This window comes from Rhodococcus sp. NPDC055112 (genome assembly GCF_053607505.1).
Window position 1 is genome coordinate 1 of the sequence record NZ_JBSGTR010000063.1, and the last position, 26,666, is coordinate 26,666.

Sequence of the window (26,666 nt, forward strand, 5' to 3'; positions counted from 1 at the left end):
CCCTGGTGGGGGAGCGGGGCCGCTTGGCCGAACTGTGTGCGTGTTTCACCCTGGTTGGGGTGCGACTCGCGCACGGGCGCCGGAGGCGCTTACTTCGAGACGGTGATGTCCACGTTGTGGACGCCGTTGCCCTCGGGGGTGACGGTGGTGTCGCCGTTGCCGGTGCTGGACAGCGCACGCACGGTCCAGGTGCCGGGGGCGGCGAAGAACCGGAAGTCGCCGGTGCCCGAGGCCACGACCTCGGCAGTGAACTCGCCGGTGCCGTCGAGCAGGCGGACGAATGCGCCGCCCACCGGCTGGCCGTCAGCGGCCAGCACGCGGCCGGTGATGACGGTTTCCTTCTCGACGTCCACGCCCGCGGGCAGGGTCTGACCCTGAACAGGTGCTCCACACATAACTAGGCTCCCAACTCGATCGGTGCACCCACGAGGGAGCCGTACTCAACCCAGCTGCCGTCGTAGTTCTTGACATTGTTCTTACCGAGGATCTCCTGCAGCACGAACCAGGTGTGGCTCGAGCGCTCGCCGATGCGGCAGTAGGCGATCGTTTCCTTGCTCTCGTCGAAGCCCTTCTCGGCGTAGAGCTTCGTCAGGTCCTCGTCGGACTTGAAGGTGCCGTCCTCGTTGGCGGTGGTGCTCCACGGGATGTTGATGGCGCCGGGGACGTGGCCACGCTGCTGCGCCTGCTCCTGCGGGAGGTGCGCGGGCGCGAGGATCTTGCCGGAGAACTCGTCGGGCGACCGCACATCGACCAGGTTCTTGCTGCCGATGGCGTTGATGACCTCGTCGCGGAAGGCGCGGATGGAGGTGTCCGGCTCGCCGGCCTGGTAGGTGGTGGCCGGGCGGACGACCTCGTCCTTCGACAGCGGGCGGCCGTCGAGCTCCCACTTCTTGCGGCCGCCGTCGATCAGCTTGATGTCCTGGTGGCCGTACAGCTTGAAGTACCAGTACGCGTACGCGGCGAACCAGTTGTTGTTGCCGCCGTAGAGCACGACGGTGTCGTCGTTGGCGATGCCCTTGGCGGACAGCAGCGCGGAGAACTGCTCGCGGTTGAGGAAGTCACGACGGACGCCGTCCTGCAGGTCCTTGCGCCAGTCGAGCCGAACAGCACCCTCGATGTGGCCGCCGTCGTAGGCCGAGGTGTCTTCATCGACCTCGACGAAGACCGTCTTCGGTGCGTTGAGGTTCTGCTCGGCCCAGTCGGCAGAGACCAGGACGTCGGAGCGAGCCATGGTTTTCCTTTCGATACTTCTTGCGGGGTATGTGGGGTGGTGCGGCCTAGGGCCGGTTGGAATGCGCGGCTACGCCGCAGTGATCGGTGTCGACCTGCGGAAGCGGGCCACGAGCGGGTAGATCTGGCAGCCGAGGCAGAACGCGAAGGCCGCGTTCAGCAGTGCGGCGAAGAGGGCGAACCCGGTGGCCACGGTGCCGACGACCGTGAGGCCGGTGAGGAAGCCCACCACGCCGACGACCGCGAAGGCGAGGCCGACGAGCTGGGCGAACTTCAGCGGGGCGACCGGCTCGCGCTCGGTGGTCGGGGACAGCCGCGGCGCGACGAACCGGGCGAACACCTGGCCGTACGGGCTGTTGCGGGGGCCGCGGGCTGCGCCGAGCCCGAAGACCACGGCCTGCGCCGCGAGCAGCAGACCGGCCTCGACCAGGGAGAACGTTGACAGTACGAGCACGGCCACGAGGACACCGGTGGTGATCCAGGCCGCGAACCGCGGTCCGCGGACGTCGACCTGGTCGGCACTACCGGTGCTGGACCGGGAGGTGGTGGAGGTGGACATGGGAGAGAACTCCTGCGCTTGAAACGGATGCCTTGACGTGCGGAGATGAACCGCGGGTATTCCGGATTGCGATCACGGCGCGGTGCTCAGGCAGGAAAAGCCGGATGAGCGGAGAACGTCAGCCGTGGAATCAGCAGCAGGTACAGCAACAACCGCCGAGGCGGCACAGATCAACTGTGCGGCGTCGGGTGAGCATGAGCTCCTGGCTGGTTTGCACGAGAGGCAGCTTACCCGTTTTCGGGCGGGTGTGAATCCCCGGGTCCGCACAGGGGGAGCAGCGCGGCCCGCAGGTCGGCGGCGGTCGGAACCCCGGACACCCGGTACCGCTGCACGCCGCCGGCGTCGAAGATGAACGTGGTCGGCAGCGACAGGACGCCGAGTTCGGCTGCGAGCGCGGGGTTCTCGTCGATGTCGACCTCGATCTCCACGGCCCGGGTCGACGCCGGGTCGAGTTCCCCGTCGAGCGTCTCGAGCACCTGGCCGATCACCCGGCGGACGGCCGCGCACGGCCCGCACCAGTCGGCGGAGAAATGCAGGACGGCCGGGCCCGCGCCCGCAACCCCGGCCTCCGCGAGCAGGGCTCGGCGGGTGTCGGAGCCGGAATCGGACGGTGTGGTGGCCCGCACGGCGCCCGACCGGGCCCGAAGCACCAGCCCGGCCGCCACGGCCGCGACGAGGACCAGCGCGAGGACGAGCAGACCTGTCATGGCGCCTGCAGATCGTCGAGGTTGATCACCACGTTCTCGCCGGAGCCCTCGATCACGACCTGCGAGCCCTCCGCGTAGACCTTGGTGGGCAGCACGCCGAAGGGCAGCCGTTGGGCCTCGACGGTGCGGGTGAACAGTCCGAGCACGGCGGGTTTGAACGGTGCGGGGACGGTGAAGTCCGCGTTGCCCTCGGGGCCGAAGTAGAGGTCGGTGGCGACGATCTTGACGTTCTCGCCGTCTAGGAGGAGGTCGGCCTGCACGCTGACGGCCGCCGACAGCGGACCGATCGGAACCGTGCCGGTCAGCACCACACCGCCGGCGGTGGTCATCCCGGACCCGCCGGATCCGCCGGTGCCGTCGGACTTGTCCGCAGGCGGCGCGGACACCTGGAGGTCGGGGATGCCGAGGAACTGGCCAAGCGCGGTTGCGTCGATCAGGATCCGGCCGTCGAGCTGGTCGACGGGGACCGTCTTGACGCTGCCGTTCACCAGGTCGGATGCGGGGATGTTCACCCCGCGCAGGTTCGCCTCGATGGTGACCTCGCCGAGAACCTGGCTGTCGACGCCCCGCGCGCGGATCTCGACGTTCTCGTATTTGCCGTTCACAGCCTGGGTGAGGAAGGGGAAGCCGCCGATGGTCACGTCGGGGTCCGAATTCAGCTCACCGCCCGCGCGCAGGCTCCGTGAGACTCGATACTCGGAGTAGGCGGCCGCGCCGAAGTCGACGACCACCGCGAGCGCCAACAACAACACGAGGCTGAGAATCAGTTTCCGCACGGCACCATTGTTGCTGACCGGAACGGGGCTGTGTGGGGTGCCCACCGGGCACGGCACGTTAGTCTGTTCGAGTATCGCGTCACTGTCGGCCGTGCCCGGGCACATGAAACGGCGAGAAGGGGAGGCCGCGTGGAGCTGCTCCTGCTGACCTCGGACCCACACCCTGAGTCGGTGCTGCCTTCACTTGCGCTCCTGGCACATACCGTGCGACCAGCCCCGACCGAGGTCGCCTCGCTGCTCGAGGCCGGCTCCGCCGACGTCGCCCTCGTCGATGCCAGGACGGATCTGGCCGCTGCGCGCGGCCTGTGCCGGCTGCTCGGTAGCACCGGGTCCGCGGTTCCCGTCGTGGCGGTCCTCACCGAGGGCGGTCTGGTCGCGGTGAACGCCGACTGGGGTCTCGACGACATCCTGCTGCCCGGCACCGGACCGGCCGAGCTGGACGCCCGGCTGCGGCTCCTGGTGGGGCGCAGCGGCGGCGTCGCCAGCCCGGAGAACTCCGGCAAGATCACGCTCGGCGAGTTGGTCATCGACGAGGGCACCTACACGGCCCGGCTCCGTGGTCGCCCGCTCGACCTCACCTACAAGGAGTTCGAGCTCCTCAAGTACCTCGCGCAGCATGCGGGTCGGGTGTTCACCCGCGCGCAGCTGCTGCAGGAGGTCTGGGGTTACGACTTCTTCGGCGGCACCAGGACGGTGGACGTGCACGTGCGACGGCTCCGCGCCAAGCTGGGCCCGGAGTACGAGGCCCTCATCGGCACCGTGCGCAACGTCGGCTACAAGGCCGTCCGGCCCAGTCGCAAGTCCGGCGCCGCGCCCCAGCCCGCCGACGACCAGAGCGACGACGAGGGTGGCGCGGTCGACGATTCGGAGCTGACCCCGGCCAACGGGACGGTCCTTTAGTGCCCCGCACCCGAAGTCTTCTCGCGGTTGCCGGGGCCAACGCGGCGCCTCGCTGCGTTGTCGAAGTCCCAGGTAGAGCCCCGCTACCTGGGACTCCTCCGCCTTGCGATGCATCCACGTGGATCCCCGGCAACCATCAATTGACTTCGGGAGCGAGGCACTAGATGCCAGAGGCGGCCAGGAGCTGGTTCTATCTGCTCGACGACGACCAGGTCGCGCAGGTGCACGGTGTGCTGGACCGGGCGCTCGCGGCGGACGGGACCGCGCCGCTCTCCGAGCAGGCCGTGCACCACATCGTCGGTAAATCGGAGTCGTCGCGGCACCTGCTGTGGACGCTGGACGATTCGATCGTCGGGTACGCGAGCCTCGAGCCGTCGCACGGGGAACACCCGGCGATGGTGGAGGTCGCCGTCGACCCGGCGCATCGGGGTGCCAAGATCGGTCGTGGCCTGATCAGGGAGGCCCTGGCGAAGGGCGGCGAGGGCGCCCGGGTGTGGGCCCACGGCGACCTGCCCGCCGCCCGTGCCGTCGCCGCGCACCTCGGCCTGAGCCCCGTCCGCGAGCTGTTGCAGCTGCGTCGACCGTTGGACCGGCCGGAGCTGCCCGACGTCGAGGTTCCCGACGGCGTGATCCTGCGGACCTATGCGGAGCCCGAGGACGACGCCGAGTTGCTTCGAGTCAACGCCGCGGCCTTCGACTGGCATCCCGAGCAGGGGTCCTGGACCGAACGGGAGATCGCCAAGCGGCGCGCCGAGGCCTGGTTCGACCCCGAGGGCCTGTTCATCGCGGCCGATGCGGGAACCGGCGCCGTCCTGGGATTCCACTGGACCAAGGTGCATCCGGCGACGTCCGAATCGGGCGAGCTCGGCGAGGTGTACGTGGTGGCGGTCGACCCGGGGGCGCAGGGCAGGGGCCTCGGCAGGCTGCTCACCGTCGCGGGCCTGCGGTATCTGCGCGAGCGTGGCCTGGGGACGGTGCTGCTGTACACCGAGGCGGACAACGTCGCGGCGCTGCACACGTACGAGCGGCTCGGATTCGAGCGGTTCCACGTGGATGTCGCGTACGCCTGAGGGGCTGTTTGCCGTGGCAGGGGGTGAGATGTGCCTCACCCGGTCATGAGTTCACCCTCCGTTCACCGTTCTGGGACGCTCTGTCCACCACCTGCCCCTACCTTTCTCGTTGGGCGGCGCCGTGCTGCCTGGTGCAGCGCTCATGCGGACTGCGCCACGGAACACCGCCCGACACGGGCGTGAAGTTGAGCCTCCCGGAGGAAATAGCGTGAACCTCAAGCGCAGTGCTGCGATGTTCGGTGTGCTGGCCGCAGGTGCCATGGCCCTGACCGCGTGCGGCAGCGACGACAACTCCGCCTCGGGCACGACGGTGGACACCTCCGCCTCGAACGCCGCCTGCGAGGGCAAGGACACGCTGTCCGCGGCCGGTTCCTCCGCGCAGAAGAACGCGATGGACGCCTTCACCTCCACGTACATCGCGGTGTGCAAGGACAAGGGCAAGACCGTCAACCTCGCCTACAACCCCAGCGGTTCCGGCGACGGGCGCACCCAGTTCATCGCCAAGCAGATCGACTTCGCCGGTTCCGACTCCGCCATCAAGGCCGAGCAGGCTGCCGCGGCCAAGGAGCGTTGCGCGGGCAACGACGCCTGGAACCTGCCGCTGGTCTTCGGCCCGGTCGCCCTCGCCTACAACCTCGACGGCGTCGACAACCTGACGCTCAACGGCGAGGTCATCGCCAAGATCTTCAACGGCGGCATCAAGAAGTGGAACGACCCGGCCATCGCCGCGCTCAACAGCGGCGCCACCCTGCCGGACCAGGACATCACCGTGATCGTCCGCTCCGACTCCTCGGGCACCACCGACAACTTCCAGCAGTACCTGACCACCGCCTCGAAGGGCGCGTGGACCCAGGGCGCCGGCTCCGACTTCAAGGGCGGCATCGGTGAGGGCGCCAAGGGTTCGGCAGGCGTCGCGCAGGCCGTCGCGGGCGCGCCCGGCTCGATCACCTACGTCGAGAAGTCCTTCGCGGACCAGAACAAGCTCAAGGCCGCCCAGATCGACAGCGGCGCGGGCGCGGTTGCGCTGACCGAGGACTCCGCAAGCAAGGCGATCGAGGGCGCGGCCTTCAAGACCGAGGGCGTCGGCGACCTGACGCTCGACCTGAACTCGATCTACGGCACCAATGAGGCAGGCGCGTACCCGCTGGTCCTGGCCACCTACGAGATCGTCTGCTCCAAGGGCTACGACGCCGACACTTCTGCGGCCGTCAAGTCGTTCCTGACCAGCGCCGCCAACGAGGGCCAGTCGGAGCTGTCCGCGCAGGGCTACGTGCCGCTGCCCGCCACGGTCAAGGACAAGCTGAACGCGTCCATCTCGGCCATCGGCTGATTGTTCCGACCGGTCCAGGCTCTATATTCAACGAAGAAGATTGCGAGCGCAGATGAGCGACGCGCCCACCCAATCGGCACCTCGCACCCCCAACCCCGGTGATCCCGGGGTTGGGGTGGGAGGTCCGCTCGGAACACCGGAGGCACCGATCACTCCAACACCTGCAGCCTCGTCCAAGACGGTGACGCGCCCGGGTGACCGGGTCTTCACCTCGATGGCGACCGGCTCGGCCGTGTTCATCTCGGTGCTGATCGGCGCGATCGGTGCGTTCCTGGTGTGGCGGGCGGTGCCGGCACTCGCCCGCAACGAGGTGAACTTCCTCACCAGCAGCACATGGGACACCGACAACATCAACAGCATGGCGTTCGGTGTCCTGGACCTGTTCCAGGTCACCGTGCTGGTGTCGGTGTTCGCACTGGCGCTGGCCATGCCGGTGGCGCTCGGCATCGCGATCTTCCTCACCGAGTACTCGCCGAAGCGGCTCGCACGGCCGCTGGCGTACGTGATCGACCTGCTGGCCGCCGTGCCGTCGATCGTGTACGGCCTGTGGGGCCTGCTGATCTTCGCCCCCGCGATCAAGCCGCTGGCCGTCTGGCTCAACGAGAACCTGTCGTGGATCCCGTTGTTCGCCACCGGCTCCGGCTCGATCGCGGGCGGCGGCACGATCTTCACCGCGGGCATCGTGCTCGCGGTGATGATCCTGCCGATCATCACCGCGGTCACCCGCGAGGTCTTCGTGCAGACCCCGACCTCCCAGATCGAGGCGGCGCTGGCGCTCGGCGCCACCAAGTGGGAGGTCGTCAAGACCACCATCATCCCGTTCGGGAAGTCCGGCTACATCAGCGGTTCCATGCTCGGCCTCGGCCGGGCGCTCGGCGAGACGATGGCGCTCTACATGATCCTGCGCACCACCTCGAAGGCGTTCGGATGGTCGCTGTTCGACAGCGGTTCCACCATCGCCTCGAAGATCGCGCTCGGTTACGCCGAGTTCAACAACGAGATCCAGGCAGGCGCCTACATCGCGGTCGGCCTGGTGCTGTTCATCCTGACCTTCGTGGTCAACGCAGCGGCCCGCGCCGCGATCGCCGGAAAGAGGGCCTGACATGACGGTGACCCTCGATCGACCCGTCAAGAAGCCGACCTTCCAGGGGGTCAGCGGGCGGCGACGGTTCGCCGACCTGACGGCGGCTGTCCTCGTCACCCTCGCGGTGCTGGTCGCGCTGGTGCCGTTGGTGTGGGTGCTCTACACCGTGATCGTCCGCGGCCTGCCCGCGATGACCAGCGCCACCTGGTTCACCAACTCGTTCAGCGGCCTGTCCGCCTCCGCCACCGGCGGCGGCATCTACCACGCCCTGATCGGAACCCTGATCCAGGGACTGGTGTGCGCGGCGCTGTCCATCCCGCTCGGGCTGTTCGTCGCCATCTACCTGGTGGAGTACGCGGGCCCGTCCAAGCTGGGCCGGCTCACCACGTTCATGGTCGACATCCTCAGCGGTGTCCCGTCCATCGTGGCCGCGCTGTTCATCTACGCCCTGTGGATCGCGACCTTCGGGTTCCCCAAGTCCGCGTTCGCGGTGTCGCTGGCGCTGGTCCTGCTGATGGTCCCCGTCGTCGTCCGCAGCACCGAGGAGATGCTCCGCATCGTGCCGCAGGACCTGCGCGAGGCCTCCTACGCGCTCGGCGTGCCGAAGTGGAAGACGATCATGCGGATCGTCGTCCCCACCGCGCTGCCGGGCATCATCACCGGCGTCATGCTGGCCCTGGCCCGCGTGCTCGGCGAGACCGCGCCGCTGCTGATCCTGGTCGGCTACGCGCCCTTCATCAACTACGACATGTTCAACGGCGAGATGGGGTCGCTGCCCGGCGTCATGGTCGCCGAGATGAACAACCCGACCGACGCGGGCGCCAGCCGAATCTGGGGCGCGGCGCTCACGCTGATCATGCTGATCGCGGTGCTGAACATCGCGGCGAAGGCGATCGGTCACCTCTCCCGGGTCAGGAGCAAGTGACCACGATGAGGGCAGGAGCGAAGCCTGCGCAGCGACCGAATCTCAGTACAACGCTCAAACAACCCCGAGGGAGCCACCATGGCCAAGCGTCTTGATCTCAAGGACGTCAACATCTACTACGGCAAGTTCCACGCCGTCGCGGATGTGGGTCTGTCCGTGCCCCCGCGCAATGTGACCGCCTTCATCGGCCCCTCCGGCTGCGGCAAGTCGACGGTGCTGCGCTCGCTCAACCGCATGCACGAGGTCACCCCCGGTGCCCGCGTCGAGGGCGCCATCCTGCTCGACGGCGAGGACATCTACGGCTCGCAGGTCGACCCGGTCGGCGTCCGCCGCACCATCGGCATGGTGTTCCAGCGTCCGAACCCGTTCCCCACCATGTCGATCCGCGACAACGTGGTGGCCGGGCTGAAGCTGCAGGGGGTGCGCAACAAGAAGCAGCTCGACGAGGTCGCCGAGCAGTCGCTGCGCGGCGCAAACCTGTGGAACGAGGTCAAGGACCGTCTCGACAAGCCCGGCGGCGGGCTCTCCGGCGGCCAGCAGCAGCGTCTGTGCATCGCCCGCGCCATCGCGGTCTCGCCCGACGTGCTGCTCATGGACGAGCCGTGTTCGGCGCTCGACCCGATCTCGACACTGGCCATCGAGGACCTGATCACGGAGCTGAAGAAGGACTTCACCATCGTGATCGTCACGCACAACATGCAGCAGGCCGCCCGGGTCAGCGATCAGACCGCGTTCTTCAATCTCGAGGCCACCGGCAAGCCGGGCCGGCTCGTCGAGATCGACGACACCGAGAAGATCTTCTCCAACCCGACGCAGAAGGCCACCGAGGACTACATCTCCGGTCGCTTCGGATAGGCGATCAGTCCGTCGACCTGACCAGCCGGACGTGGGTGACGGCGGGCGAGCTCACCAGTTCGGCGCACTCGTAGCCGTGCGGTCCGCCGTCGAGCCGGTCGAAGAGCCGCTCGCCGCTGCCGAGCAGGATAGGCACGATCGTCAGGTGCAGCTCGTCGATCAGTCCAGCGCGCAGGTACTGCTGGATCGTGTCGGCGCCGCCGCCGATCCGTACGTCTCGGCCTGCCGCCGCGTCGAACGCCCGCTCGAGCGCCGCCTCGATCCCGTCGGTCACGAAGTGGAACGTCGTGCCGCCCGCCATCTCGACGGAAGGGCGCGGGTGGTGGGTGAGCACGAAGGTGTCGTGGTGGTAGGGCGGATTGTCGCCCCACCAACCGGTCCAGTCGCCGTCTCCCCAGTCGCCGCGGATCGGGCCGAACATGTGGCGCCCCATGATGGTCGCGCCGATCCCGCGGTCGCCGCGGGCCAGGGAGTCGTCGTCGAGGCCCTCCTCGCCGCCGTCCTCGCCGAGCATCCGGCGGCCGGTCCTTGTCGCGAACACCCACTCGTGGAGTCGCTCACCGCCGACCCCGAGCGGGTTGGCGGCGTCCTGGTCCTGGCCCGCCACGTATCCGTCGAGCGAGATCGCGAGGTTGTGCACGCGGAGCTTAGGCATGGATGTCTCCCAACGGGTCGGTGGATCCTCTCGGTGAGATAGACCGGGTTCGCGCACCGAACTCATCGCGGCGCAAAAAGAACGCCCCGACCGGATTCCGGTCGGGGCGTCTGATGTCGGTGTGGTCGGAAGGGAATCCGGTGAGGTCAGGACTCCAGCGAGGTGGTCTCTTCGGGGTCGACGGGCATCTTGCCGGTGACCAGGAAGATGACGCGCCGTGCGACCTCGACCGCGTGATCGGCGAAGCGCTCGTAGAACCGGCCCAGCAGGGTCACGTCGACGGCCGCGGCCACGCCGTGCTTCCACTCCCGGTCCATCAGCACGCTGAAGAGGTGACGGTGCAGATCGTCCATCGCGTCGTCCTCCTCGCGGAGCTTCGCGGCCCGCTCGGGGTCGCGGGTCTCGAGGACCTCACGAGCGCCGGCCCCGAGGGCGACCGCGATCCGGCCCATCTCGGCGAAGTAGCCGTTGACCTCCTCGGGCAGCACGTGGTTCGGATGTCGGCGGCGAGCGATCTTGGCGACGTGCAGCGCCAGCGCCCCCATCCGATCGATGTCCGAGACGATCTGGATTCCGCTGACCACGGACCGGAGATCACCTGCGACCGGCGCCTGCAGCGCGAGCAGAGCGAACGCCCGCTCCTCGCAGGCGACGCTGAGCTCGGTGATCTGGTCGTGATCGCTGATGACCTGCTCGGCGAGCGACAGGTCGGCCTGGAGCAGCGACTGCGTCGCCCGCTCCATCGCCGCGCCCGCCAGGCCCGCCATCTCGCCGAGCATGTCGGCGAGCTCGGTCATCTGTTCGTTGTAAGCCACGCGCATGGAATCAAAGCCTACGGCGTGTGGGATACCAAGTCACGGTCATTGGGTTAACGCGGCATGAATGACGGTGCACGTCAGGGCGGTAAATGCCCGTTATGCGCAGGAATCGTCTGCCGCATTGGTGAACGCCAGATCGGCGGGCAGGGTGTCGGCCGCGGAGGCGCTCTTCGGGGCCAGCGTCGGGGTCAGCGCGGCGCCGACGGACTTGGGCGCGGCGACCTTTCCGGAGAAGCTCGACCCGAGTACCACCTCGACGATGCCGCCGAGATCGGAGGACTCCTGCAGCACCGCGCCGGGCAGCGAGGACGCCACCGTCGCGGCCTCCGCGTCGAGCCCGGGCGAGTAGCGGACCAGCGTGTTCGTGCTGGTGCCTGTGTAGTTTCCGACGCTGTAGATCTGGAATCCGTACGAGCCGAGGTCGTCGGCGGCGGTGGCGGCGAGCCCGGTGACACCCGACCCGTTGGACACCTGCAGCGAGACGTCCGTCGGGCTGACCGCCTCGAGCGCAGGCGGCGCGGGTGCGGCTGGCTTCGGGGCCGACTGTGCGGCGGAGGGTGCCGGGTCCTTGCGCTCCTCGCCCGGCAGGGGCTCGTCGTCGATGATCGCCTGGAAGATCGCGTCGATGTCGTCCTGGCGGGGGATCTCGTTGCCCAGCTCGTTGGTGCCCGCGGTGGGGACGGTGAGGAAGGTGACCGCGCCCGCGTCCACGTTCTGAAGCGACCGGCCAAGCATCACGAGCGACTTGGTGTCGATGTTCTGTACGAAGGTGTCGCGGGTGAAGGCGTTGATGAAGCCGTTGAGCTTGCCGGGGTCGAACAGCACCTTGTTGGACAGCGCCCCGCGCAGCAGCGAGGAGAGGAACACCTGCTGGCGCTTGATCCGGCCGTAGTCTCCGTTGCCCTCGGCCTCGACCTTGCGCGCCCGCACGTAGTTCAGCGCGGTGGCGCCGTCGATCGTCTGCTTGCCCGCGTTCGGCAGGACGGTTCCGAGTTCCCCGTCGATCAGGGGTGTGGTCGTGCAGACCTCCACGCCGCCGACCTGGTTGACCATCGACTCGAAACCGGAGAAGTCCATGGCCACGAAGTGGCCGATCTTGAGGCCCGACATCTTCTGGATCACCTTGACCAGGCACTTCGGCCCGCCGAACGCGTAGGCCGAGTTGAGCTTGTCGTTGTCCGCCGCCGGGTTCATCTCGGTCGAATACTGGCCCGTGTCGCTGTTCCAGTCCGCGCAACTGGGCCGGGCGATGTCCAGGTCGCGGGGGAACGACACCGCGACGACCCGGCTGCGGTCCGCCGGGATGTTGACCAGGATGACCGTGTCGGCGCGGGCGCCCTCGGCGTCTTCAACCGAACCGGCGCCAACGCCGCCGTTCGCGCCCGCCCTGGTGTCGGTGCCGACGATCAGGTAGGTCTCGTCACCGGTCTGCCCACCCGGGTCGACGACGTCGGTGCTGTCGAGGTCGAGCGCGGCCACCTGACTGAAGCCGTTGTCGGTGTTGCGCAGGTAGCCCCACGCGACGCCGGTGATCCCGACGGAGGCGGCCGCGGCCACCGCGACCGCGCTGCGGCCGAGCACCCGCCACCGCTTCTGCTTGCGGCTCTTGCTCGCGGCGAGGCGGGTCTCGCCTGGTGCGCCGACACGGGCGGGCTCACCTGCGGCGGGGCCGACGTGCTCGGGCTCCGCCCGGCGCAGCCAGCCGGTGGTCGGCGCAGGCGGCGGATCGGGCACCGGGTCCTGCCGCGGACGGGCGGGTGGCAGCGGCGACATCGCGGGAGTTTTCATCCGGCCGCTGTCGGCGGGGGGCGGGCTGTCGCGGTTCACCAGGTCGGAGACGGAGATCCGCTCGGTGTGCTCGCCGGGTTCGCCGTGCCTGCGACCGATCCGGCCGCTGTCGGTCCACTGCTGGTCTGGAGGGCCGGGGGCCGGCCGATCGGGGCCGGGGGGCTGCTGCGACTCGGGCCGATACTGGGGCCTGCTCACCTGCGAGAGCGGTCGTTCCCAGGGAGCGCGACCTTCAGGCGCTGGGCCTGGAGTCTGATCGTCGCTCACCTACTTGAACCCTGCCTCTCGCGTATGCGCCACCGCCACACCGGACGGTGACAACATGATACTTATCGGGACCGCTGGTTCCACTCAGGCTCGAGCGCTGCGGGAGCGGAGTCTGTGCAGCGACCGGACTGCACTGGTCAGCCGCCCGAGTGCATCAGGTCGGCGCCCGCGGGCACGAGGCAGTCCTCCGGATCGTCGAGCCAACCCTCGGGCAGGGAGACCTTGCCGGGCGACCCCTGGCGCCCGCGCGGACCCTCGGCGTCCTTGGGGAAGGGCACCGTCGGGTCGAGCTGGGCGAGGAGGTCGTCGAGCTCGGTGAGGGTGGACACCATGGCCATCGCGACGCGCATCTCCGACCCGGCGGGGAAGCCGCGGAGATACCAGGCGACGTGCTTGCGCAGCTCGCGCAGGCCCTTGTCCTCGCCGTGGTGGTCCGCCAGGAGCTCGGCGTGCCGCCGGATGATGGACGCGACCTCGCCGAGGTTGGGCGGAGTCGGTTCGGGGGTACCCGCGAGTGCGGCGCTCAGCTCGGCGAACAGCCACGGCCTGCCGAGGCAGCCGCGGCCGACGACGACGCCGTCGCAGCCGGTCTCCGCCATCATCCGGACCGCGTCCTCGGCGGCGAAGATGTCGCCGTTGCCGAGGACCGGGACGTCGGTGACGTGCTCCTTGAGCCGGGCGATCTCGTTCCAGTCCGCGGTGCCCGAATACCGCTGGGCGGCGGTGCGTGCGTGCAGGGCCACCGCGGCCGCGCCCTCGCCCGCGGCGATGCGCCCGGCGTCCAGGTGGGTGTGGTGTTCGTCGTCGATGCCGACCCGGAACTTCACGGTGACCGGGATGTCGGTGCCCTCGGTCGCGCGGACGGCGGCCGCGACGATCTGGCCGAACAGGGTGCGCTTGTACGGCAGGGCCGCGCCGCCGCCCTTGCTGGTCACCTTGGGAACCGGGCAGCCGAAGTTCATGTCGATGTGGTCGGCCATGTTCTCGTCGACGATCATCTTCGCGGCGGCGTAGGTGGTGGCCGGGTCCACGGTGTACAGCTGCAGCGACCGCGGCGTCTCGGTGGGCCCGAAGGTGGTCATGTGCAGGGTCGCGGGCTGGCGCTCGACCAGGGCCCGCGCGGTCACCATCTCGCAGACGTACAGCCCGGAGGTGCTGCCCGAACGGGCGAGCTCCAGCTCACGGCACAGGGTGCGGAACGCCACGTTCGTGATGCCGGCCATCGGGGCGAGCACGACGGGGCTGCGCAGCTCCAATGAGCCGATTCGGAGGTGCTGGCCTGCGGGTGATGACATTCGATACCTCGATAGAAAGGGCTGTGCCCGGTACCTGTTTCGGTACCGGGCACAGAATAGCTGGCGCTGTCAGGAAGCCTGCTGCTCGCGCTTGGCGGCCTCGCGGGCCAGCATGCGGTCGCGCTGCTCCTCGAACTTGACGGCCTGCGCCTCGAGGTTCTCGAGGAACTTGGCGAGGGACTCACGGATCTGCTCGCCCTCGGCGGTGAAGTCGGTGCGCTCGAAGATGTTCCACTTGCGGAGCACCGGCATCACCACCTCCTCGAGGTGCTGACGGAGGTCGTAGATGCCGTGCTTGGCCATCAGCACGCCATTGCGGCGGAAGTTGGGCATGCCCGCACCCGGCATCTGGAAGTTCTGGACGATCTCGTTGATCGATCGCAGCGCCTGATCGGGTGCCAGGTCGAGGGCCGCGCCACAGACGTTGCGGTAGAAGATCATGTGCAGGTTCTCATCCGCGGCGATGCGCTGCAGCATCTTGTCGGCGATGGGCTCGTTGCAGGCCTTGCCGGTGTTGCGGTGGGACACGCGGGTCGCGAGTTCCTGGAACGTCACGTAGGCGACGGAGTGCAGCAGGCCGGCGGCGCCGCCATCGGGGAGCGAGGAGTAGCCGTTGGTCATGTGCTCCATGCGGAAGCGCTCGAGCTCGACGGGGTCGACCGCGCGGGTCACGACGAGGTAGTCGCGCATCACGATGCCGTGCCGGTTCTCCTCGGCGGTCCAGCGACCGACCCAGGTGCCCCAGGCGTGGTCCATCGAGAAGTTCTCGGCGATCTCGCGGTGGTAGGACGGCAGGTTGTCCTCGGTGAGCAGGTTGGTGATCATGGCCGCGCGCGCGACCTCGTCGAGCTGAGACTGCTCGATGTCCCAGTCGTCGCCACCCATCGCGGCGAAGTTGCGGCCCTCGTCCCACGGGACGTAGTCGTGGGGGTGCCATTCCTTGGCCATGGAGATGTGGCGATTCACATTCTCCTCAGCAACCTGCGCCAGCTCCTGAAGCAGTTCGAGTTGGGTCAGATCCCTGGCCATACGCATGCCCTCCAAGTTTTGTCGGAAATCGGCTCAACGTAGCCTACGGGACCGTAACCACGTTGTGAATCGTTTGAAATGCTCACAGCCTGGGAGTTACCGCCGGACATGGGTCAACCCCCCTCCGGCTCATCGGCGCGGTCCGGTCCTTCGTTACAGCCCGGCTCCGGGGTATCGCGCCCGGATCCCCGCCACTCAGAAGAGTGATGGCGGCGTCCCGAGGAGGGACACCGCCATCACGGCAGAGAGTGGGTGTGAACTACTTGCGCCCGCCGCCGAGCAGGCCACCGAGCAGGTCGCCGAGGCCGCCGGCCGCGCCGCCGCCCGCCGCGCCACCGAGGAGGCTGCCGAGAACATTTCCGAGGCCGCCCGCGGACTGTCCGCCGCCGCTGAGCAGGCCGCCGAGCAGGTCACCGATGCCGCCACCGGACTGGGCCTGCGCGGGCGCCGCTGCGCCGCCGCCGGAGAACTGCTTGGCGATGAACGCCAGCACGATGGGGGCCAGGATCGGGAGCAGCTTGCCGACGAGGTTGCTGTCACCGGCGCCGCCCGTGTTGCCGAGTGCGCTGATCACCTGGTTCTTGTTGTCGCCGAACACGTTGTTGACGATCTTCTCGCCGTCGGCCTCGTCGACCTGGTCGATGTCGACGCCGCCGGTGAGCAGGGCCGGATCGGAGTGCTGCGCGAGGGCGGATTCCAGCGATGCGGCACCCGCCGGGTCCTGGGCGTTCGCCTCGAGACCGCCGACAAGGGTCGGGATGGCCGTCTTCACCGCCGCGGTCGCGGTCTCCTCGTCGACCCCGAGCTTGGCAGCGATCTGGCTGATCGGGATCTGGGACAAAAGGTCGTCAAGTGATGCCATGAGTGCCCGCCTCTTCGTGGACGCTCTTTTCTCGAGTGTCCGGGTGCGTCCGACACTAGTGACCGTTCCGGCAGGTTGGGAGGATCGGCGCGCGGACCGGCGCGTCGATTCAGACGGTCGCGGAGGCCTTTTCGCGCGGGACGAGGCAGGCGAACATTGCCACGACGAGCCCGCCGGCAACGAGGTTGAGCCCCATCTGATTGCTCAACAGGTTCGACGCGTTGTCGCGGAACTCGTTGCCGAAGCGTTCGTTGACCCGAAAGAAGAACGCGGCCAGGGTGATCACGCCGACGATGACGCCGACCCAGCCGAACGCCCTCGAGCCGACGAGCGCGCTGAGCAGGAGGAGCGCCGCCGAGGCCACCAGCAGCATCGCCATCGACTTGTAGAACGTCACCGACTGATCACTGAGCTGCTCGAGTGCCCAGCCTGCGGGGAATCCGTTTATCAGATCGCGGATCTCGACCTCGGTGGGCGTGACGTCCTGCATGATCGGCAGGAATGCGCCGATGCCGACCGCGATCCCGCACAGCAGCAGGACGAAGTGGACCCAGGTTCGCATGGCGCTCTCCCTCGCATCGGATCGGGTGTCACGCGTGCTGCATCCACGGTAACAACACGTGTGGTCCGCCGCTGGCGGAACCCGAGCGATGCGAGCAGGATTCACGCCATGGGCGACAACATGCGACGTCTCGAGGAGATCATCGCCGACCTCCCGGAAGCGGAGCGGGTCGATGTGGCCGCGTGGGGCGACCATCCCACTTTCCGGGTACGGGGCAAGAACTTCGTGTTCAGTGATGCCACGGCCGAGCATCTCTCGTTCAAGCTGACGAAGGACGAGGCCGCCGCGGTGGTCGCCACCGAATCCGGGGCCAGTCCGGCCGGCTACGGCCTCGGCAGGCACGGGTGGGTGGCGCTCGACGTCGAAACGGATGCGGACGAGGAGCGCTGGGCGCAACTGCGCGAGTGGGTCAGGACCAGCTTCATCTTGGTTGCGCCGAAGACGCTCGCGCGCCCGGTGCTCGAGGAGGACGGTGCGACATGAGCGAGGAGAATGCGGCCGCCGGTGCGGCATCGGCCGGGAAGGGGGGTCTGCCCGGCTGGGCCAGGAAGGTGATCGCCGGGCTGATTCTCGCTGTCGTCCTGGTGATCACGTACTTCATCCTGGCCGCGTTCCTGCCGCGATGGTGGGCGCAGCAAGCCGGGGCGTTGTCGGCGGGCAGCTTCTCGAGGGGCATCGCCTGGGGGCTGATGTACGGCGTGCTGTGCACGGCGGTGCCGCTGTTGCTGTTCTTCCTGGCCTGGCGGGTCCGCGGCCGAAGGCACAGTCGCGTGGTGCAGGTGGTGGCGGTGACCCTGGGAATCGTTGCGGCACTTCCGAACCTGCTGACCCTGACGGTGGTGTTGGGTGGGAACACCGCCGCGCACGCGGGGGAGCGGATCCTCGACGTGGACGCGCCCGGATTCCGGGGCGCGTCGCTGGTCGGCGCGATCATCGGCGCCCTGGCCTTCGCGGTGTTCGTCGCGCGCAGCGTGTCCTACCGGCGCCGTGGGGACGAGCTCGCGAGGATGCGCGAGGAGGAAAGGGTGCGCCGAGCGGCGGACGCGGAAACCGCGCCTGGCCCGGACGAGCGGGGCTGAGTCCCGCGACTCAGGTCCGCCGCGCGACGAAGTCACGGAAGCGCAGGACCGGCGGGGCCAAGGGGCGGTCAAGGGCCCAGATCATCCCGATCTCGCGTGCCGCACGCGCACCACGGATCGGGATGATCACGATCCCGTCGGGCCAGCGGGCCGCCTGCGCGACCGGGACCAGCGCCACGCCCAGCCCGGCGGACACCAGGCCCGTCGCCGTGGCGAGTTCACTGCTCTCGAAGACGATCTCGGGCGTGAATCCGGCCTCCTTCGCGGCCTCGTCCAGGAGCCGTCGCATGCCGTAGTCGGGATGCATGGCGATGAAGGGCTCGTCGGCGGCGTCGCCGAGGTCGATAGCGGCCCGGGCGGCCAGGCGATGCCCGGTCGGGACCGCGAGCGCGAGGGGCTGACGGCTCAGCAGCAGCCACTGCAGGTCGGCGGCGTCCGGTCGGGGCGAGACCACGGCCAGATCGGCGTGACCGGACCGGACCCGTTCGCCGAGGAGCCCGGCGGCGTCCTGGTGCAGCGCGAACCGGATCCGCGGCGCCTCGGCACGGAAGCCACGGATCAGGTCGGGGATCAGCCAGGTGCCGAACGAATGCAGGAAGTCGAGTCGCACGGTGCCCGCCGTGGGACTCGTCATCGTGGCGATCCGCTCCTCGGCGCTCGTGAGTTCCGTCAGCGCGCGCGAGGCGTGCTCGAACATCAACCGGCCGTGCTGGTTGAGGCGGAGACGGCGTCCGTGACGGTCGAACAGCTCCACGCCGAGCTGTCGCTCGAGCCGGGCCAACCGTCGCGACAGCGTCGGTTGTGACAGTCGCAGCAAGTCGGCCGCGGACGTCACCTGGCCCTCCTCGGCGAGGACCACGAACCATTTCAGGTCGGCGGAGAGCATGTCGGTCCCGATCCGTTGACGACTACATATGCTTGATCTGCATATAGAACACCGAAAACTCTCATTTTGTCGATATGTGCAGGTCGGTCAGTATGGACTCGGAGGCCACCTGATGACTATGACGACGACACTCGCGCGGCAGGACGCACCGCACCGGCGCGGATCGCCCGGCTATACCCGGATCACGCTGGCCCTGTTCGCGGCCGGGCTGACCACCTTCATCTCGATGTACTCGACGCAGGCGCTGCTGCCCGCGCTGGCACAGGCCTTCGCGGTGCCACCCGGCACGGCCGCACTCGCGGTCTCGGTGACCACCGGCGTGCTCGCTCTGGCCATCATCCCGGCGAGCGTGCTCTCCGAGCGGTTCGGACGCACCAGGGTGATGGTCTGGTCGGCCGTGCTGTCCTGCGCGGTCGGATTGGTTCTGCCCCTCAGTCCGACGATCGAATGGCTGCTCGTCGGTCGCGTGGTCCAGGGGTTGGCCCTGGCGGGGATCCCGGCCGTCGCGATGGCGTACCTCGCTGAGGAGGTGCACGGCAGGGACCTGGGGGCCGCGATGGGCCGGTACGTCGCCGGTACCACGATCGGCGGACTCCTGGGCAGGCTGATCCCGTCCACGGTGCTCGACATGAGCACCTGGCGATGGGCGATGGAGGTGTCCGCGGTGGCGGCGGTGCTGCTGGCGGTCGTGATGGCCAAGACCATGCCGGGGTCGCGCTTCTTTCGGCCCAAGCGCGTGAGCTGGGGGACGGTCACGGCCAATCTCGTTCTACACCTTCGTAACCCGGACCTGCGGGTGCTGTTCGCGCTCGGCTTCATCCTGATGGGCGGTTTCGTCTCCGCCTACAATTTCCTCGGTTTTCGGCTGCTGGCCCCGCCGTTCGATCTGACGGAGGCCGCGGTCGGCGCGGTTTTCCTGCTCTATCTCGCGGGGACGGTCACCGCCGCGGCGGCCGGTCGGCTGGGCGACCTGGTCGGCAGGCGATGGGTGCTCCTGGCAGCGGTGTGTGTGAGCGCGGTCGGCCTGCTGGTGACGCTGCCGGACGATCTCGCGCTGGTGTTGGTCGGCATGCTGCTGTTCACCGGAGGGTTCTTCGCAGCGCACTCGGTGGCGAGCGGCTGGGTGGGTGCGCTCGCCACCGAGCACCGTGCGGAGGCGTCTTCGCTGTACCTGTGCGCCTACTACCTCGGCTCGAGCCTGGCCGCCGTCGGTGCAGGCCTCGCATTCGGGTGGGGCGGATGGACGGCGACCGTGGCCTATATCGGCGTGCTGCTGCTCGCCGCGATCTGGCTCTGTCTGCTGATGCTGCGGACGGTCGAGGTCAGACGCGCTGACGCGCCCGCGTGAGCGGCAGGGCGGCCTGTTGTCTGGCCGCGAGGCCGAGCACGCCCGCCGCCGTCACGATCGCCCCCGCTGCCACGGTCACGATCGCGGCCGTGGTCGTGCCGCTGGGGAAGTCCATCGCCAGCGGCGTGGCGAGCAGGAAGAGCCCGAGGGCGATGAGACCCCAATGGCTCGACCGTGATTCGGTGGACATGGCCCACAGGCCTGCGGAGTAGGCGAGCAGTCCGAGGATGAGGATGGCGCCGGTGATCTGCCGGTAGCCGTGATCCGGCACCCACATGCTCAGCAGCACGAGGGCGATCCCGGTCGCGACGACGACCATGTCGCGGCGTACCTCGCGGACGTGTTCGGAATCGCTCATGGCAGCCTCCCTGATGGTGCGCCGCCACGCTCACCGGCTTAGGGGATCGGAGCGTGACGTCACTCGCTTCCGGTGTCCCCATTCTGGACCCGCGGTGGGTGGGTGTCGAGCCACGAATCGGATTCGGGAGGCACTCAGTCCAGGCCGGCGCTTCCGCCCGACGGGCTGCTGAACAGGGGCTGCGGCGCGGGCGCAGAACTCGGCGTCGAGGCCGAGGCGGTGAGGCTGGTGTTGTCGGGATGGCTGAAGAGCGGGACCGGGGGGTCGACCATGTGTTCCATTGGGAGAGCATGCTCCAATCCGGCGCGGAAGGCCATTGACGCGGCCTGGGCGTGTCGACGGAGGCGGTCACGGCGCCGCGGGGGGCCGGAGACGAAGTGGCCCCGCCAGGCGATTGCCTGGCGGGACCCGATGGTGCCCCCAGTAGGGCTCGAACCTACGACCTGCGGATTAAAAGTCCGTAGCTCTACCAACTGAGCTATAGGGGCGCGGTGCAGGAGTCTAGTGGCTTCGCCGCGTCGGCGAGGACAGGACCCCGGCAACGGTGACCGCGCCGATCTCGGCCGCGTCGGCGCTCGTTGCCTGCCGGGTGCGCGATGATGGCGGGGAGGCCATGGGAGGGCTGATGGAGAAGCCGCGAATCGAGACGGTTCATGTGTCGTGCGAAGTCCGAAACCGGCTCTACCGGAAGGCGGTGCTGGCGGGTTCGGATCTTCCGCTCGACGAGATCGCCTCGTACCGGTCGGACGAGGACGCGCTCATCTGGGTCGATCTGCTCGCCCCGTCGGTCGGCGACATCGTCGCGCTGTCCCCGCTGATCGGCGGCGCGGTGGCGTTGCATCCGTTGGCGGTGGAGGGGGCGATCACCGGGCACCAGCGTCCCCGGCTGGTCAGGTTCCGTGATCACAGCATGTTGCATACGCGCGCTGTGCGTTTCGACGCGAAGGGCGGCCGTCTCAGCACCACCGACATCTCGATCTTCATCCTCGATCGTGCGCTGATCACCATCCGGTCCGATGACCGTTTCGCGATCGATCCGATCCTCGAGGACTGGGACGACAACCCGGATCTCGCGGGATTCGGTGTCGGCTTCCTGCTGCACACCGTCCTCGACGAGATCGTGGACGGGTACTTCGTCGCCCTCGATGCCCTGGACGAGGAGATCCAGGGGCTCGAGGACGAGCTGTTGATCTCGGACGGTGCGCAGAGCGCGGGGCGGTCGAGGAACGCGGTCCAGCTGCAGAGCTTCACGCTCCGCAAGGCGGTGGTGCAGCTGTCCCGGTCAGTGCTCCCGATGAACGAGGCCTTCAGCGCGTTGCTCCGGCAGGGCGCGCACGTGCTCGACGCCGAGATGACGCCCTACTATCAGGACATCTACGACCACGCCCTGCGTGCCACCGAACGAATCGACGGGTTGCGCGACACCATCGAGTCGATTCTCGCGACGCACCTTGCAATGCAGGGCAATTCGCTGAACGAGATCATGAAGAAGCTCACCGCCTGGGCGGCGATCATCGCCATTCCCACCGGGGTGACGGGCTACTTCGGCCAGAACATCCCGTTTCCCGGTTTCGGTCAGACGGAGGGGTTCTGGCTGAGCACGGTCCTGTTGGTCGGGCTCGCCTCCGGGCTGTGGCTGAGTTTCAAGCGCCGAGACTGGCTGTGACCGGGACTGCCGCCGCGCGGCGTCGAGACACAAACGGCTCGGGTGCGCACCCCCTGCGCCGCACCCGAGCCGGCTGAATCGTACCACTCGGTGTGTTCTGCGGTCTGGATACCTTACCCGCAGGTAGGTGGATTCCGCACGAGGTTCCCCCGAAAGAGTCCAAATTAGGGCTAAGGTGACAACGAGGTCGTCTGGTGGCCTGTCGGGGCACGAGATAGAGCTGCACGGTTTTCGGAGGCGACTGGCTCATATGGCACGTCAACAGGAACGCGCACGAAGGACGCGCGCGGCGATTGTCGAAGCCGCTGCGGTGGAGTTCGCCCGCCGGGGCTACGCCGCCGCGTCGGTGAACACGATCCTGGAGGGGTCGCACGCCACCAAGGGCGCGATGTACTTCCACTTCGAATCGAAGGAAGAGCTCGCCCGGGCCGTTCTTGCCTCGGCGCTCGATCACTACACGCAGACCAATGATCGTTGGAAGGCCGTCGACGCCGACCCGTTCCAGGTGCTGCACTCGATCATCATGGAGCTGGCGGAGCGGTTCGCCAACGACGTCATCGTCCAGGCGGAGTTCCGGCTGATCGTCGAGCCCGAGTTCTACGCCGAGGTGCGATCCGGTGGTTCCCAGGTGTGGGGGCAGACGGCGCACGAACTCGTGCTGCGCGCACAGGTCGAGGGTCATCTCCGGCAGGGGGCCGACCCCGGCACGTTCACCCGCGTCCTCGGTGCGGCCCTGGCCGGCCAGCGCTACATGCTCGACCTCACCACCGACAGCACGCCGCTGCGCGAACGGTTCGAGGAGGCGCTCGCGGTCGTGCTCGAGGCGATGGCGTCGCAGGAGTGGCTCGAGGGCTGGCGTCGCAGCGGCTGGCTGGACCTGCGCGCGGACACCGGTGCCGAAACCCCCGAAAATGGGCCAGAAACCGGCTCTGACCACTCGATTTGAGTTTTCCCGAATCAGTGTCTTAAGCTATCCCAGCTCCCAACGGAAAGCCGTTGAGGGAATTGCCGGAGAGATCCGGCGGGGCCCCCTTCGTTTAGCGGCCTAGGACGCCGCCCTTTCAAGGCGGTAGCGCGGGTTCGAATCCCGTAGGGGGTACAGTTCGACCAGTAAGATCGAGTGTTGTTGACACCAACACTCTGCAAGGCCCTGTGGCGCAGTTGGTTAGCGCGCCGCCCTGTCACGGCGGAGGTCGCGGGTTCGAGTCCCGTCAGGGTCGCAAAGTGCCGTTATTCGGCACAGCGCGATAGGCATTCGGTTCGGGTGCCGCCCGGCCAGGTAGCTCAGTTGGTACGAGCGTCCGCCTGAAAAGCGGAAGGTCGCCGGTTCGATCCCGGCCCTGGCCACCATGAGTGGTTACTGAAACTCCGGCTTCGAGTTCAACTCGAGGTCGGAGTTTTTCGTATGCCCTCGAGTCATCGACTCCCGGGGCTGACGATGCCGTTGTCGAAGGCGTACACGATCGCGGCGGCCCGGTCCCGAAGCCCGAGCTTGAGGAAGATGTGACCGACGTGACTCTTCACGGTGACCCCGGAAATCCCTAGTTCCCGACCGATCTCGGCGTTGGAGTGTCCACGCCCGATCAGGGTCAGCACGTCGAGTTCGCGTGCGGTCAGGTCGTCGAGGGCCGACGTGCCGTTGCCGGGGACCGGTGCGGAGTTGCGGTAGGCGGCGAGGACCCGCTCGGTGACCGCCGGATCGAGGCACGCGCCGCCCTGGGCGATGGTGCGGATGGCACGGATGAGTTCCTCAGCGGGCGAATCCTTGAGGATGAAGCCGGCGGCACCCGCGCGCAACGCGCCGGAGAGCAACTGATCGTCATCGAAGGTGGTCAGCACCAGCACCGGCGGCGGGTGAGCGGTCGAACGCAGCTGTCGTGTCGCCTCGATCCCGTCGACCCGCTTCATCCGCAGATCCATCACCACGACGTCGGGGGAGTGGAGCGCCACCGCGGCGGGCACCTCGGCGCCATCGGCGCACTCGCCCGCGATGACGAAGCCGTCCTTGCGGCGCAGGATCCGTCGCAGCCCCGAGCGCACCAACTCCTGGTCGTCGACCAGGAGCACCTTGACATCGGTCGCGGTCACGAGAGCCCGGGGATCCGGCGCGAGAGCGTGCAGTTGCGGATCGCGGCCCCGAGCGGGAACTCCGCGCGCACCGACCACCCGTGCGCGTCCGGTCCCGCGACCAGCGAGCCGCCGAGGAGCTCGGCGCGCTGCCGCATCCCCCTCAGCCCGGACCCGTCGCCTGGCTCGCGTCGCGGCGCCCGGTGGGTGCCGTTGACGATCGACACGGCGACCGCATCGTCCGCGACGCGGAGCCGGACCTTCGCGGTCTCGCCTGGTGCGTGTTTGACGACGTTGGCCAGCGATTCCTGGGTGATCCGGTACAGGCCGAGACCGGTTGCCGCGGACACGGCCTCCGGGCTGCCGGACAGGTCGTACTTCACGTGCACCCCCGCACGGACGAAGTCCGCGACGAGTTCCGGGATGTCGGTGATGTCGGGCTCGGGCGCGACCCTGGCAGGCCCGGTGTCGAGCAGGCCGACGGTCTGTCTGATGTCGGCCATCGCCTGCCTGCCCAGTCGCTCTGCGTCGGTGAGGGCGTCGATCGCCTCGTCGACATCACGATCCTCCTGGAGCGCCCGCCGGGCCCCGGTCAGGTGCAGCAGGGTGATGCTCAGCGAATGCGCGATGACGTCGTGAACCTCGCGGGCGATGCGCCGCCGTTCGTCGCTCGCGGCCTGCTCGGCGCGGCGGGCCACGGCTTCGCGCTCGCGTTGCAGCAGGCGCAGTTGTGTCTGGAGCACGAATCCCACCATCCACGCGAGCACGACGCCGGTGAGGTAGGGCGGGATTCCTGTGAGGCCGCCGAGGGTGGCCGCAGCCACGATCATCGCGACCGCCGCGCCCGCGAATGTGACGCTGACCCTCGGTCCGGTCGTCGCCGCGACCTGGGCGACGGCGACGATGAGGATGAACGGCGCGACGTCGTTGGGCACGGGATCCAGCAGCAGCAGTGCCGTTCCGACGAAGGTGGTCACGATGATGGTCCATGGCACCAGCGAGGGGCGGGGCAGCGGCAGGCCGAGCATCAGCCACAGGCAGGCGCTCATCGCGACCAGCGCCCATCCCGGTGGGATGAGGGCTCCGCGCTGCGCAACCGCGACGATGGCGGCGGCGATCAGGCAGAGATCCGCCGCGATCGGGATCGCGGGCGGGTAGTCGTAGGGCAGCACCGCGATGCGGCGGTGTAGGTACTCCGTTACCACCTTCACCCCGCCAGCCTAAGGGCTGATCCGGCCGTCGGCATCGTGCCACGGGCGGCCCCGGTCTCCACCCACGGTAGGAGACGAAGTCGCGACCCTGGCATGTCGATCCGGGCCCGATGACTCCGTAGCGTCATCGATACCGACAGATACGGAGGTGAGTTCAGTGTCCTGGAATGACTTTCACGCACGCGGGGCCGTGCTTCAGCTGGTCTTGGAGCGGGCTCGGGTCGACCCGGGCGATCCCGGGCTCTTCGTGGACCTGCCCGACATACAGAAGCTGTTCGGCGGACCCGACGGTGTCCTGCTCGCGCTCGAGCATCGATGGACCACCCACCTCGCGGCGAAGCTCGACCAGGCGATCGAGGACGGTGCGCCGCCGAACACCGCCTGGAACGAGCTGACCGCCGAGCAGCCCGAGCTGCGAGCGGTATTGGACCGCTATGCCAACCGATCGCCGTCCCTGCGCGCCGCCCAACACGCGGAGCGAGGGATGATCGGCGCGCATTTCAACGCCCAGGTCCATGCCGACGACAGCGGCGGGCTCGGCCGCGGGCGCCCGGAGTCCGGTGCCGCGGCCTCGCCCGCCTCGGAGTCGGTGGTCAGCCGATGCTGAAGGGCTGGCCCCAGAGGGTGACGGTGCCCTTGACGTTCTCGGTGTCGACGGTGACGTTGACGTAGGAGCGGGCCTGCGCGTAGCCGGCGCAGCCCTCGACGCCCATGGTGGAGTCGGCCCAGGTGACGCTGCCGGTGGCGCCCTCGAAGGAGTGCTCACCGGAGTGGGACTCGCCGCCGAAGTCGTCGGCTTCCTCGAGGTCGAGGACCGAGAAGCTCGCGGCCTCGCCGGGTCCGATGGAGATGTTGCCTGCGCTGTCGGCGGTCATCTTGGCGTCGCCGTCCTCGTTGGCCCAGGTGGTGCCGCCGCCGGCGTTGTGGCCGGTCCCGCCGCCGAGGGTGAGCTGGCAGGCCACGATGTAGCCGGGCTCGATGTCGCCGCCCTCGGCGCCGGAGCCGCCGGAGATCTCGACCTTCGCCGAGCCGGAGACCCACACGTTGCGGTGCAGCGGGGTCGCGCCCATGGAGCCGGAGATGTTGGCGGACTCGCCGGTCATGGTGACGGTGACGACGGTGCCGTCGGCGAGGGTCTTGGTGATGGTGCCGCCGGGCAGCGGGACGAGGGTGTCGGCGTTGGCCGCGCCCGCGGAGAAGAAGCCGAGGGTGATGGCGGCGGCGCTGCCGAGCGCGGCGGTCTTGAGCCCGCGACGCAGGCCGGTGCTGGAGACGTTCATGTTTCCCCTGTTCAGGGTCGGTCAGCTCGCGTCATCGCGAGCAAAAGGGATGGGGTGAA

30 protein-coding genes and 4 tRNA genes are annotated in these 26,666 nt (G+C 68.6%); 15 read left to right on the forward strand and 19 right to left on the reverse strand.

From position 1 onward, the window contains the following. Positions 1–89: 89 nt before the first annotated feature. From ACWFRB_RS22050 to ACWFRB_RS22070, 5 genes are all read right to left on the reverse strand, one after another. Positions 90–395, reverse strand: a complete 306-nt coding sequence (locus ACWFRB_RS22050) for a DUF1416 domain-containing protein (RefSeq protein WP_027503393.1) — start codon at positions 393–395, stop codon at positions 90–92. Between the two features lie 2 nt (positions 396–397). Beyond that, complete coding sequence (locus ACWFRB_RS22055) at positions 398–1,231, reverse strand: sulfurtransferase (RefSeq protein ID WP_077042806.1); 834 nt, start codon at positions 1,229–1,231, stop codon at positions 398–400. 69 nt (positions 1,232–1,300) lie between these two features. After that, on the reverse strand, positions 1,301–1,789 hold the full coding sequence (locus tag ACWFRB_RS22060) for a DUF4395 domain-containing protein (RefSeq protein WP_452643388.1): 489 nt from the start codon (positions 1,787–1,789) through the stop codon (positions 1,301–1,303). 227 nt (positions 1,790–2,016) lie between these two features. Then, entirely contained in the window at positions 2,017–2,496 is a 480-nt protein-coding gene (locus ACWFRB_RS22065) for a thioredoxin family protein (protein ID WP_452643389.1), read from the reverse strand. Continuing rightward, a complete protein-coding gene (locus ACWFRB_RS22070) occupies positions 2,493–3,272 on the reverse strand; it encodes an LmeA family phospholipid-binding protein (protein WP_452643390.1) in 780 nt (259 codons plus the stop codon). Before ACWFRB_RS22070 ends, ACWFRB_RS22065 begins: the two co-directional genes overlap by 4 nt. Before the next feature lie 129 nt (positions 3,273–3,401). On the opposite strand from ACWFRB_RS22070, the gene ACWFRB_RS22075 reads away from it, so the two are divergent. The 6 genes from ACWFRB_RS22075 to pstB all read left to right on the forward strand — a co-directional run bounded on the left by ACWFRB_RS22075 (position 3,402) and on the right by pstB (position 9,436). Then, on the forward strand, positions 3,402–4,172 hold the full coding sequence (locus ACWFRB_RS22075) for a winged helix-turn-helix transcriptional regulator (protein WP_452643391.1): 771 nt from the start codon (positions 3,402–3,404) through the stop codon (positions 4,170–4,172). Positions 4,173–4,336: 164 nt separating this feature from the next. Next, the gene (gene mshD, locus ACWFRB_RS22080) at positions 4,337–5,242 is read left to right on the forward strand and encodes a mycothiol synthase (protein ID WP_452643392.1); all 906 of its coding nucleotides are present in this window, start codon (positions 4,337–4,339) and stop codon (positions 5,240–5,242) included. Positions 5,243–5,450: 208 nt separating this feature from the next. Then, the gene (pstS, locus tag ACWFRB_RS22085) at positions 5,451–6,572 is read left to right on the forward strand and encodes a phosphate ABC transporter substrate-binding protein PstS (protein ID WP_452643393.1); all 1,122 of its coding nucleotides are present in this window, start codon (positions 5,451–5,453) and stop codon (positions 6,570–6,572) included. A gap of 52 nt (positions 6,573–6,624) precedes the next feature. Further along, entirely contained in the window at positions 6,625–7,674 is a 1,050-nt protein-coding gene (gene pstC, locus ACWFRB_RS22090; RefSeq protein WP_452643394.1) for a phosphate ABC transporter permease subunit PstC, read from the forward strand. Position 7,675: 1 nt separating this feature from the next. After that, entirely contained in the window at positions 7,676–8,581 is a 906-nt protein-coding gene (gene pstA, locus ACWFRB_RS22095; protein ID WP_452643395.1) for a phosphate ABC transporter permease PstA, read from the forward strand. A gap of 78 nt (positions 8,582–8,659) precedes the next feature. After that, on the forward strand, positions 8,660–9,436 hold the full coding sequence (gene pstB, locus ACWFRB_RS22100) for a phosphate ABC transporter ATP-binding protein PstB (protein ID WP_027503383.1): 777 nt from the start codon (positions 8,660–8,662) through the stop codon (positions 9,434–9,436). Between the two features lie 4 nt (positions 9,437–9,440). Here pstB and ACWFRB_RS22105 read toward each other — a convergent pair whose 3' ends face one another. From ACWFRB_RS22105 to ACWFRB_RS22135, 7 genes are all read right to left on the reverse strand, one after another. Then, positions 9,441–10,091 carry a dihydrofolate reductase family protein gene (locus tag ACWFRB_RS22105; RefSeq protein WP_452643396.1) on the reverse strand — a complete coding sequence of 217 codons (651 nt, stop codon included), beginning with the start codon at positions 10,089–10,091 and terminating at the stop codon, positions 9,441–9,443. Between the two features lie 146 nt (positions 10,092–10,237). After that, positions 10,238–10,912 (reverse strand): phosphate signaling complex protein PhoU, encoded by a 675-nt coding sequence (gene phoU, locus ACWFRB_RS22110; RefSeq protein ID WP_077042798.1) that lies wholly within the window; start codon positions 10,910–10,912, stop codon positions 10,238–10,240. 93 nt (positions 10,913–11,005) lie between these two features. Then, positions 11,006–12,964, reverse strand: a complete 1,959-nt coding sequence (locus tag ACWFRB_RS22115) for an LCP family glycopolymer transferase (RefSeq protein ID WP_452643397.1) — start codon at positions 12,962–12,964, stop codon at positions 11,006–11,008. Between the two features lie 137 nt (positions 12,965–13,101). Beyond that, complete coding sequence (gene dusB, locus ACWFRB_RS22120; protein WP_077042797.1) at positions 13,102–14,259, reverse strand: tRNA dihydrouridine synthase DusB; 1,158 nt, start codon at positions 14,257–14,259, stop codon at positions 13,102–13,104. A gap of 69 nt (positions 14,260–14,328) precedes the next feature. After that, a complete protein-coding gene (locus tag ACWFRB_RS22125) occupies positions 14,329–15,288 on the reverse strand; it encodes an acyl-ACP desaturase (protein ID WP_452643398.1) in 960 nt (319 codons plus the stop codon). A 259-nt stretch (positions 15,289–15,547) separates the two neighbouring features. Continuing rightward, positions 15,548–16,150 (reverse strand): DUF937 domain-containing protein, encoded by a 603-nt coding sequence (locus ACWFRB_RS22130; protein ID WP_452643399.1) that lies wholly within the window; start codon positions 16,148–16,150, stop codon positions 15,548–15,550. Between the two features lie 109 nt (positions 16,151–16,259). After that, the gene (locus tag ACWFRB_RS22135; protein ID WP_452643400.1) at positions 16,260–16,712 is read right to left on the reverse strand and encodes a hypothetical protein; all 453 of its coding nucleotides are present in this window, start codon (positions 16,710–16,712) and stop codon (positions 16,260–16,262) included. A 108-nt stretch (positions 16,713–16,820) separates the two neighbouring features. On the opposite strand from ACWFRB_RS22135, the gene ACWFRB_RS22140 reads away from it, so the two are divergent. After that, positions 16,821–17,195 carry an MmcQ/YjbR family DNA-binding protein gene (locus ACWFRB_RS22140; protein ID WP_452643401.1) on the forward strand — a complete coding sequence of 125 codons (375 nt, stop codon included), beginning with the start codon at positions 16,821–16,823 and terminating at the stop codon, positions 17,193–17,195. Beyond that, a complete protein-coding gene (locus ACWFRB_RS22145) occupies positions 17,192–17,791 on the forward strand; it encodes a hypothetical protein (RefSeq protein ID WP_452643402.1) in 600 nt (199 codons plus the stop codon). The genes ACWFRB_RS22140 and ACWFRB_RS22145 overlap by 4 nt, the downstream gene beginning before the upstream one ends. A gap of 10 nt (positions 17,792–17,801) precedes the next feature. Here ACWFRB_RS22145 and ACWFRB_RS22150 read toward each other — a convergent pair whose 3' ends face one another. Beyond that, the gene (locus tag ACWFRB_RS22150; protein ID WP_452643403.1) at positions 17,802–18,677 is read right to left on the reverse strand and encodes a LysR family transcriptional regulator; all 876 of its coding nucleotides are present in this window, start codon (positions 18,675–18,677) and stop codon (positions 17,802–17,804) included. 112 nt (positions 18,678–18,789) lie between these two features. Here ACWFRB_RS22150 and ACWFRB_RS22155 point away from each other — a divergent pair, with 112 nt between their 5' ends. Then, a complete protein-coding gene (locus ACWFRB_RS22155) occupies positions 18,790–20,025 on the forward strand; it encodes an MFS transporter (RefSeq protein WP_452643404.1) in 1,236 nt (411 codons plus the stop codon). On the opposite strand, the gene ACWFRB_RS22160 is transcribed toward ACWFRB_RS22155, so the two are convergent. The 3 genes from ACWFRB_RS22160 to ACWFRB_RS22170 form a co-directional block, all read right to left on the reverse strand. Next, positions 20,000–20,383, reverse strand: a complete 384-nt coding sequence (locus ACWFRB_RS22160) for an SPW repeat domain-containing protein (RefSeq protein ID WP_452643405.1) — start codon at positions 20,381–20,383, stop codon at positions 20,000–20,002. The genes ACWFRB_RS22155 and ACWFRB_RS22160 overlap by 26 nt on opposite strands. A gap of 134 nt (positions 20,384–20,517) precedes the next feature. Further along, entirely contained in the window at positions 20,518–20,664 is a 147-nt protein-coding gene (locus tag ACWFRB_RS22165) for a hypothetical protein (protein ID WP_452643406.1), read from the reverse strand. 131 nt (positions 20,665–20,795) lie between these two features. Beyond that, positions 20,796–20,871 (reverse strand) — tRNA-Lys (locus tag ACWFRB_RS22170). A gap of 56 nt (positions 20,872–20,927) precedes the next feature. On the opposite strand from ACWFRB_RS22170, the gene ACWFRB_RS22175 reads away from it, so the two are divergent. The 5 genes from ACWFRB_RS22175 (at position 20,928) to ACWFRB_RS22195 (ending at position 23,399) form a co-directional block, all read left to right on the forward strand. Next, positions 20,928–22,049 carry a magnesium transporter CorA family protein gene (locus ACWFRB_RS22175; RefSeq protein ID WP_452643407.1) on the forward strand — a complete coding sequence of 374 codons (1,122 nt, stop codon included), beginning with the start codon at positions 20,928–20,930 and terminating at the stop codon, positions 22,047–22,049. 250 nt (positions 22,050–22,299) lie between these two features. Then, positions 22,300–22,995, forward strand: coding sequence for a ScbR family autoregulator-binding transcription factor (locus ACWFRB_RS22180; RefSeq protein WP_452643408.1), 696 nt, complete (start codon positions 22,300–22,302; stop codon positions 22,993–22,995). 80 nt (positions 22,996–23,075) lie between these two features. Continuing rightward, positions 23,076–23,148 (forward strand) — tRNA-Glu (locus tag ACWFRB_RS22185). A gap of 47 nt (positions 23,149–23,195) precedes the next feature. Then, positions 23,196–23,269, forward strand: a tRNA-Asp gene (locus ACWFRB_RS22190). Between the two features lie 53 nt (positions 23,270–23,322). Further along, a tRNA-Phe gene (locus tag ACWFRB_RS22195) sits at positions 23,323–23,399 on the forward strand. Between the two features lie 66 nt (positions 23,400–23,465). Here the strand turns inward: ACWFRB_RS22195 and ACWFRB_RS22200 are convergent. Beyond that, complete coding sequence (locus ACWFRB_RS22200; RefSeq protein ID WP_452643420.1) at positions 23,466–24,116, reverse strand: response regulator; 651 nt, start codon at positions 24,114–24,116, stop codon at positions 23,466–23,468. A 17-nt stretch (positions 24,117–24,133) separates the two neighbouring features. Next, positions 24,134–25,327, reverse strand: coding sequence for a sensor histidine kinase (locus ACWFRB_RS22205; protein ID WP_452643409.1), 1,194 nt, complete (start codon positions 25,325–25,327; stop codon positions 24,134–24,136). 157 nt (positions 25,328–25,484) lie between these two features. Here ACWFRB_RS22205 and ACWFRB_RS22210 point away from each other — a divergent pair, with 157 nt between their 5' ends. Then, positions 25,485–25,934: a hypothetical protein gene (locus ACWFRB_RS22210; RefSeq protein ID WP_452643410.1), complete on the forward strand. Its 450-nt coding sequence runs from the start codon at positions 25,485–25,487 to the stop codon at positions 25,932–25,934. Here the strand turns inward: ACWFRB_RS22210 and ACWFRB_RS22215 are convergent. After that, the gene (locus tag ACWFRB_RS22215) at positions 25,921–26,607 is read right to left on the reverse strand and encodes an MspA family porin (protein WP_452643411.1); all 687 of its coding nucleotides are present in this window, start codon (positions 26,605–26,607) and stop codon (positions 25,921–25,923) included. The genes ACWFRB_RS22210 and ACWFRB_RS22215 overlap by 14 nt on opposite strands. Between the last annotated feature and the right edge of the window lie 59 nt (positions 26,608–26,666).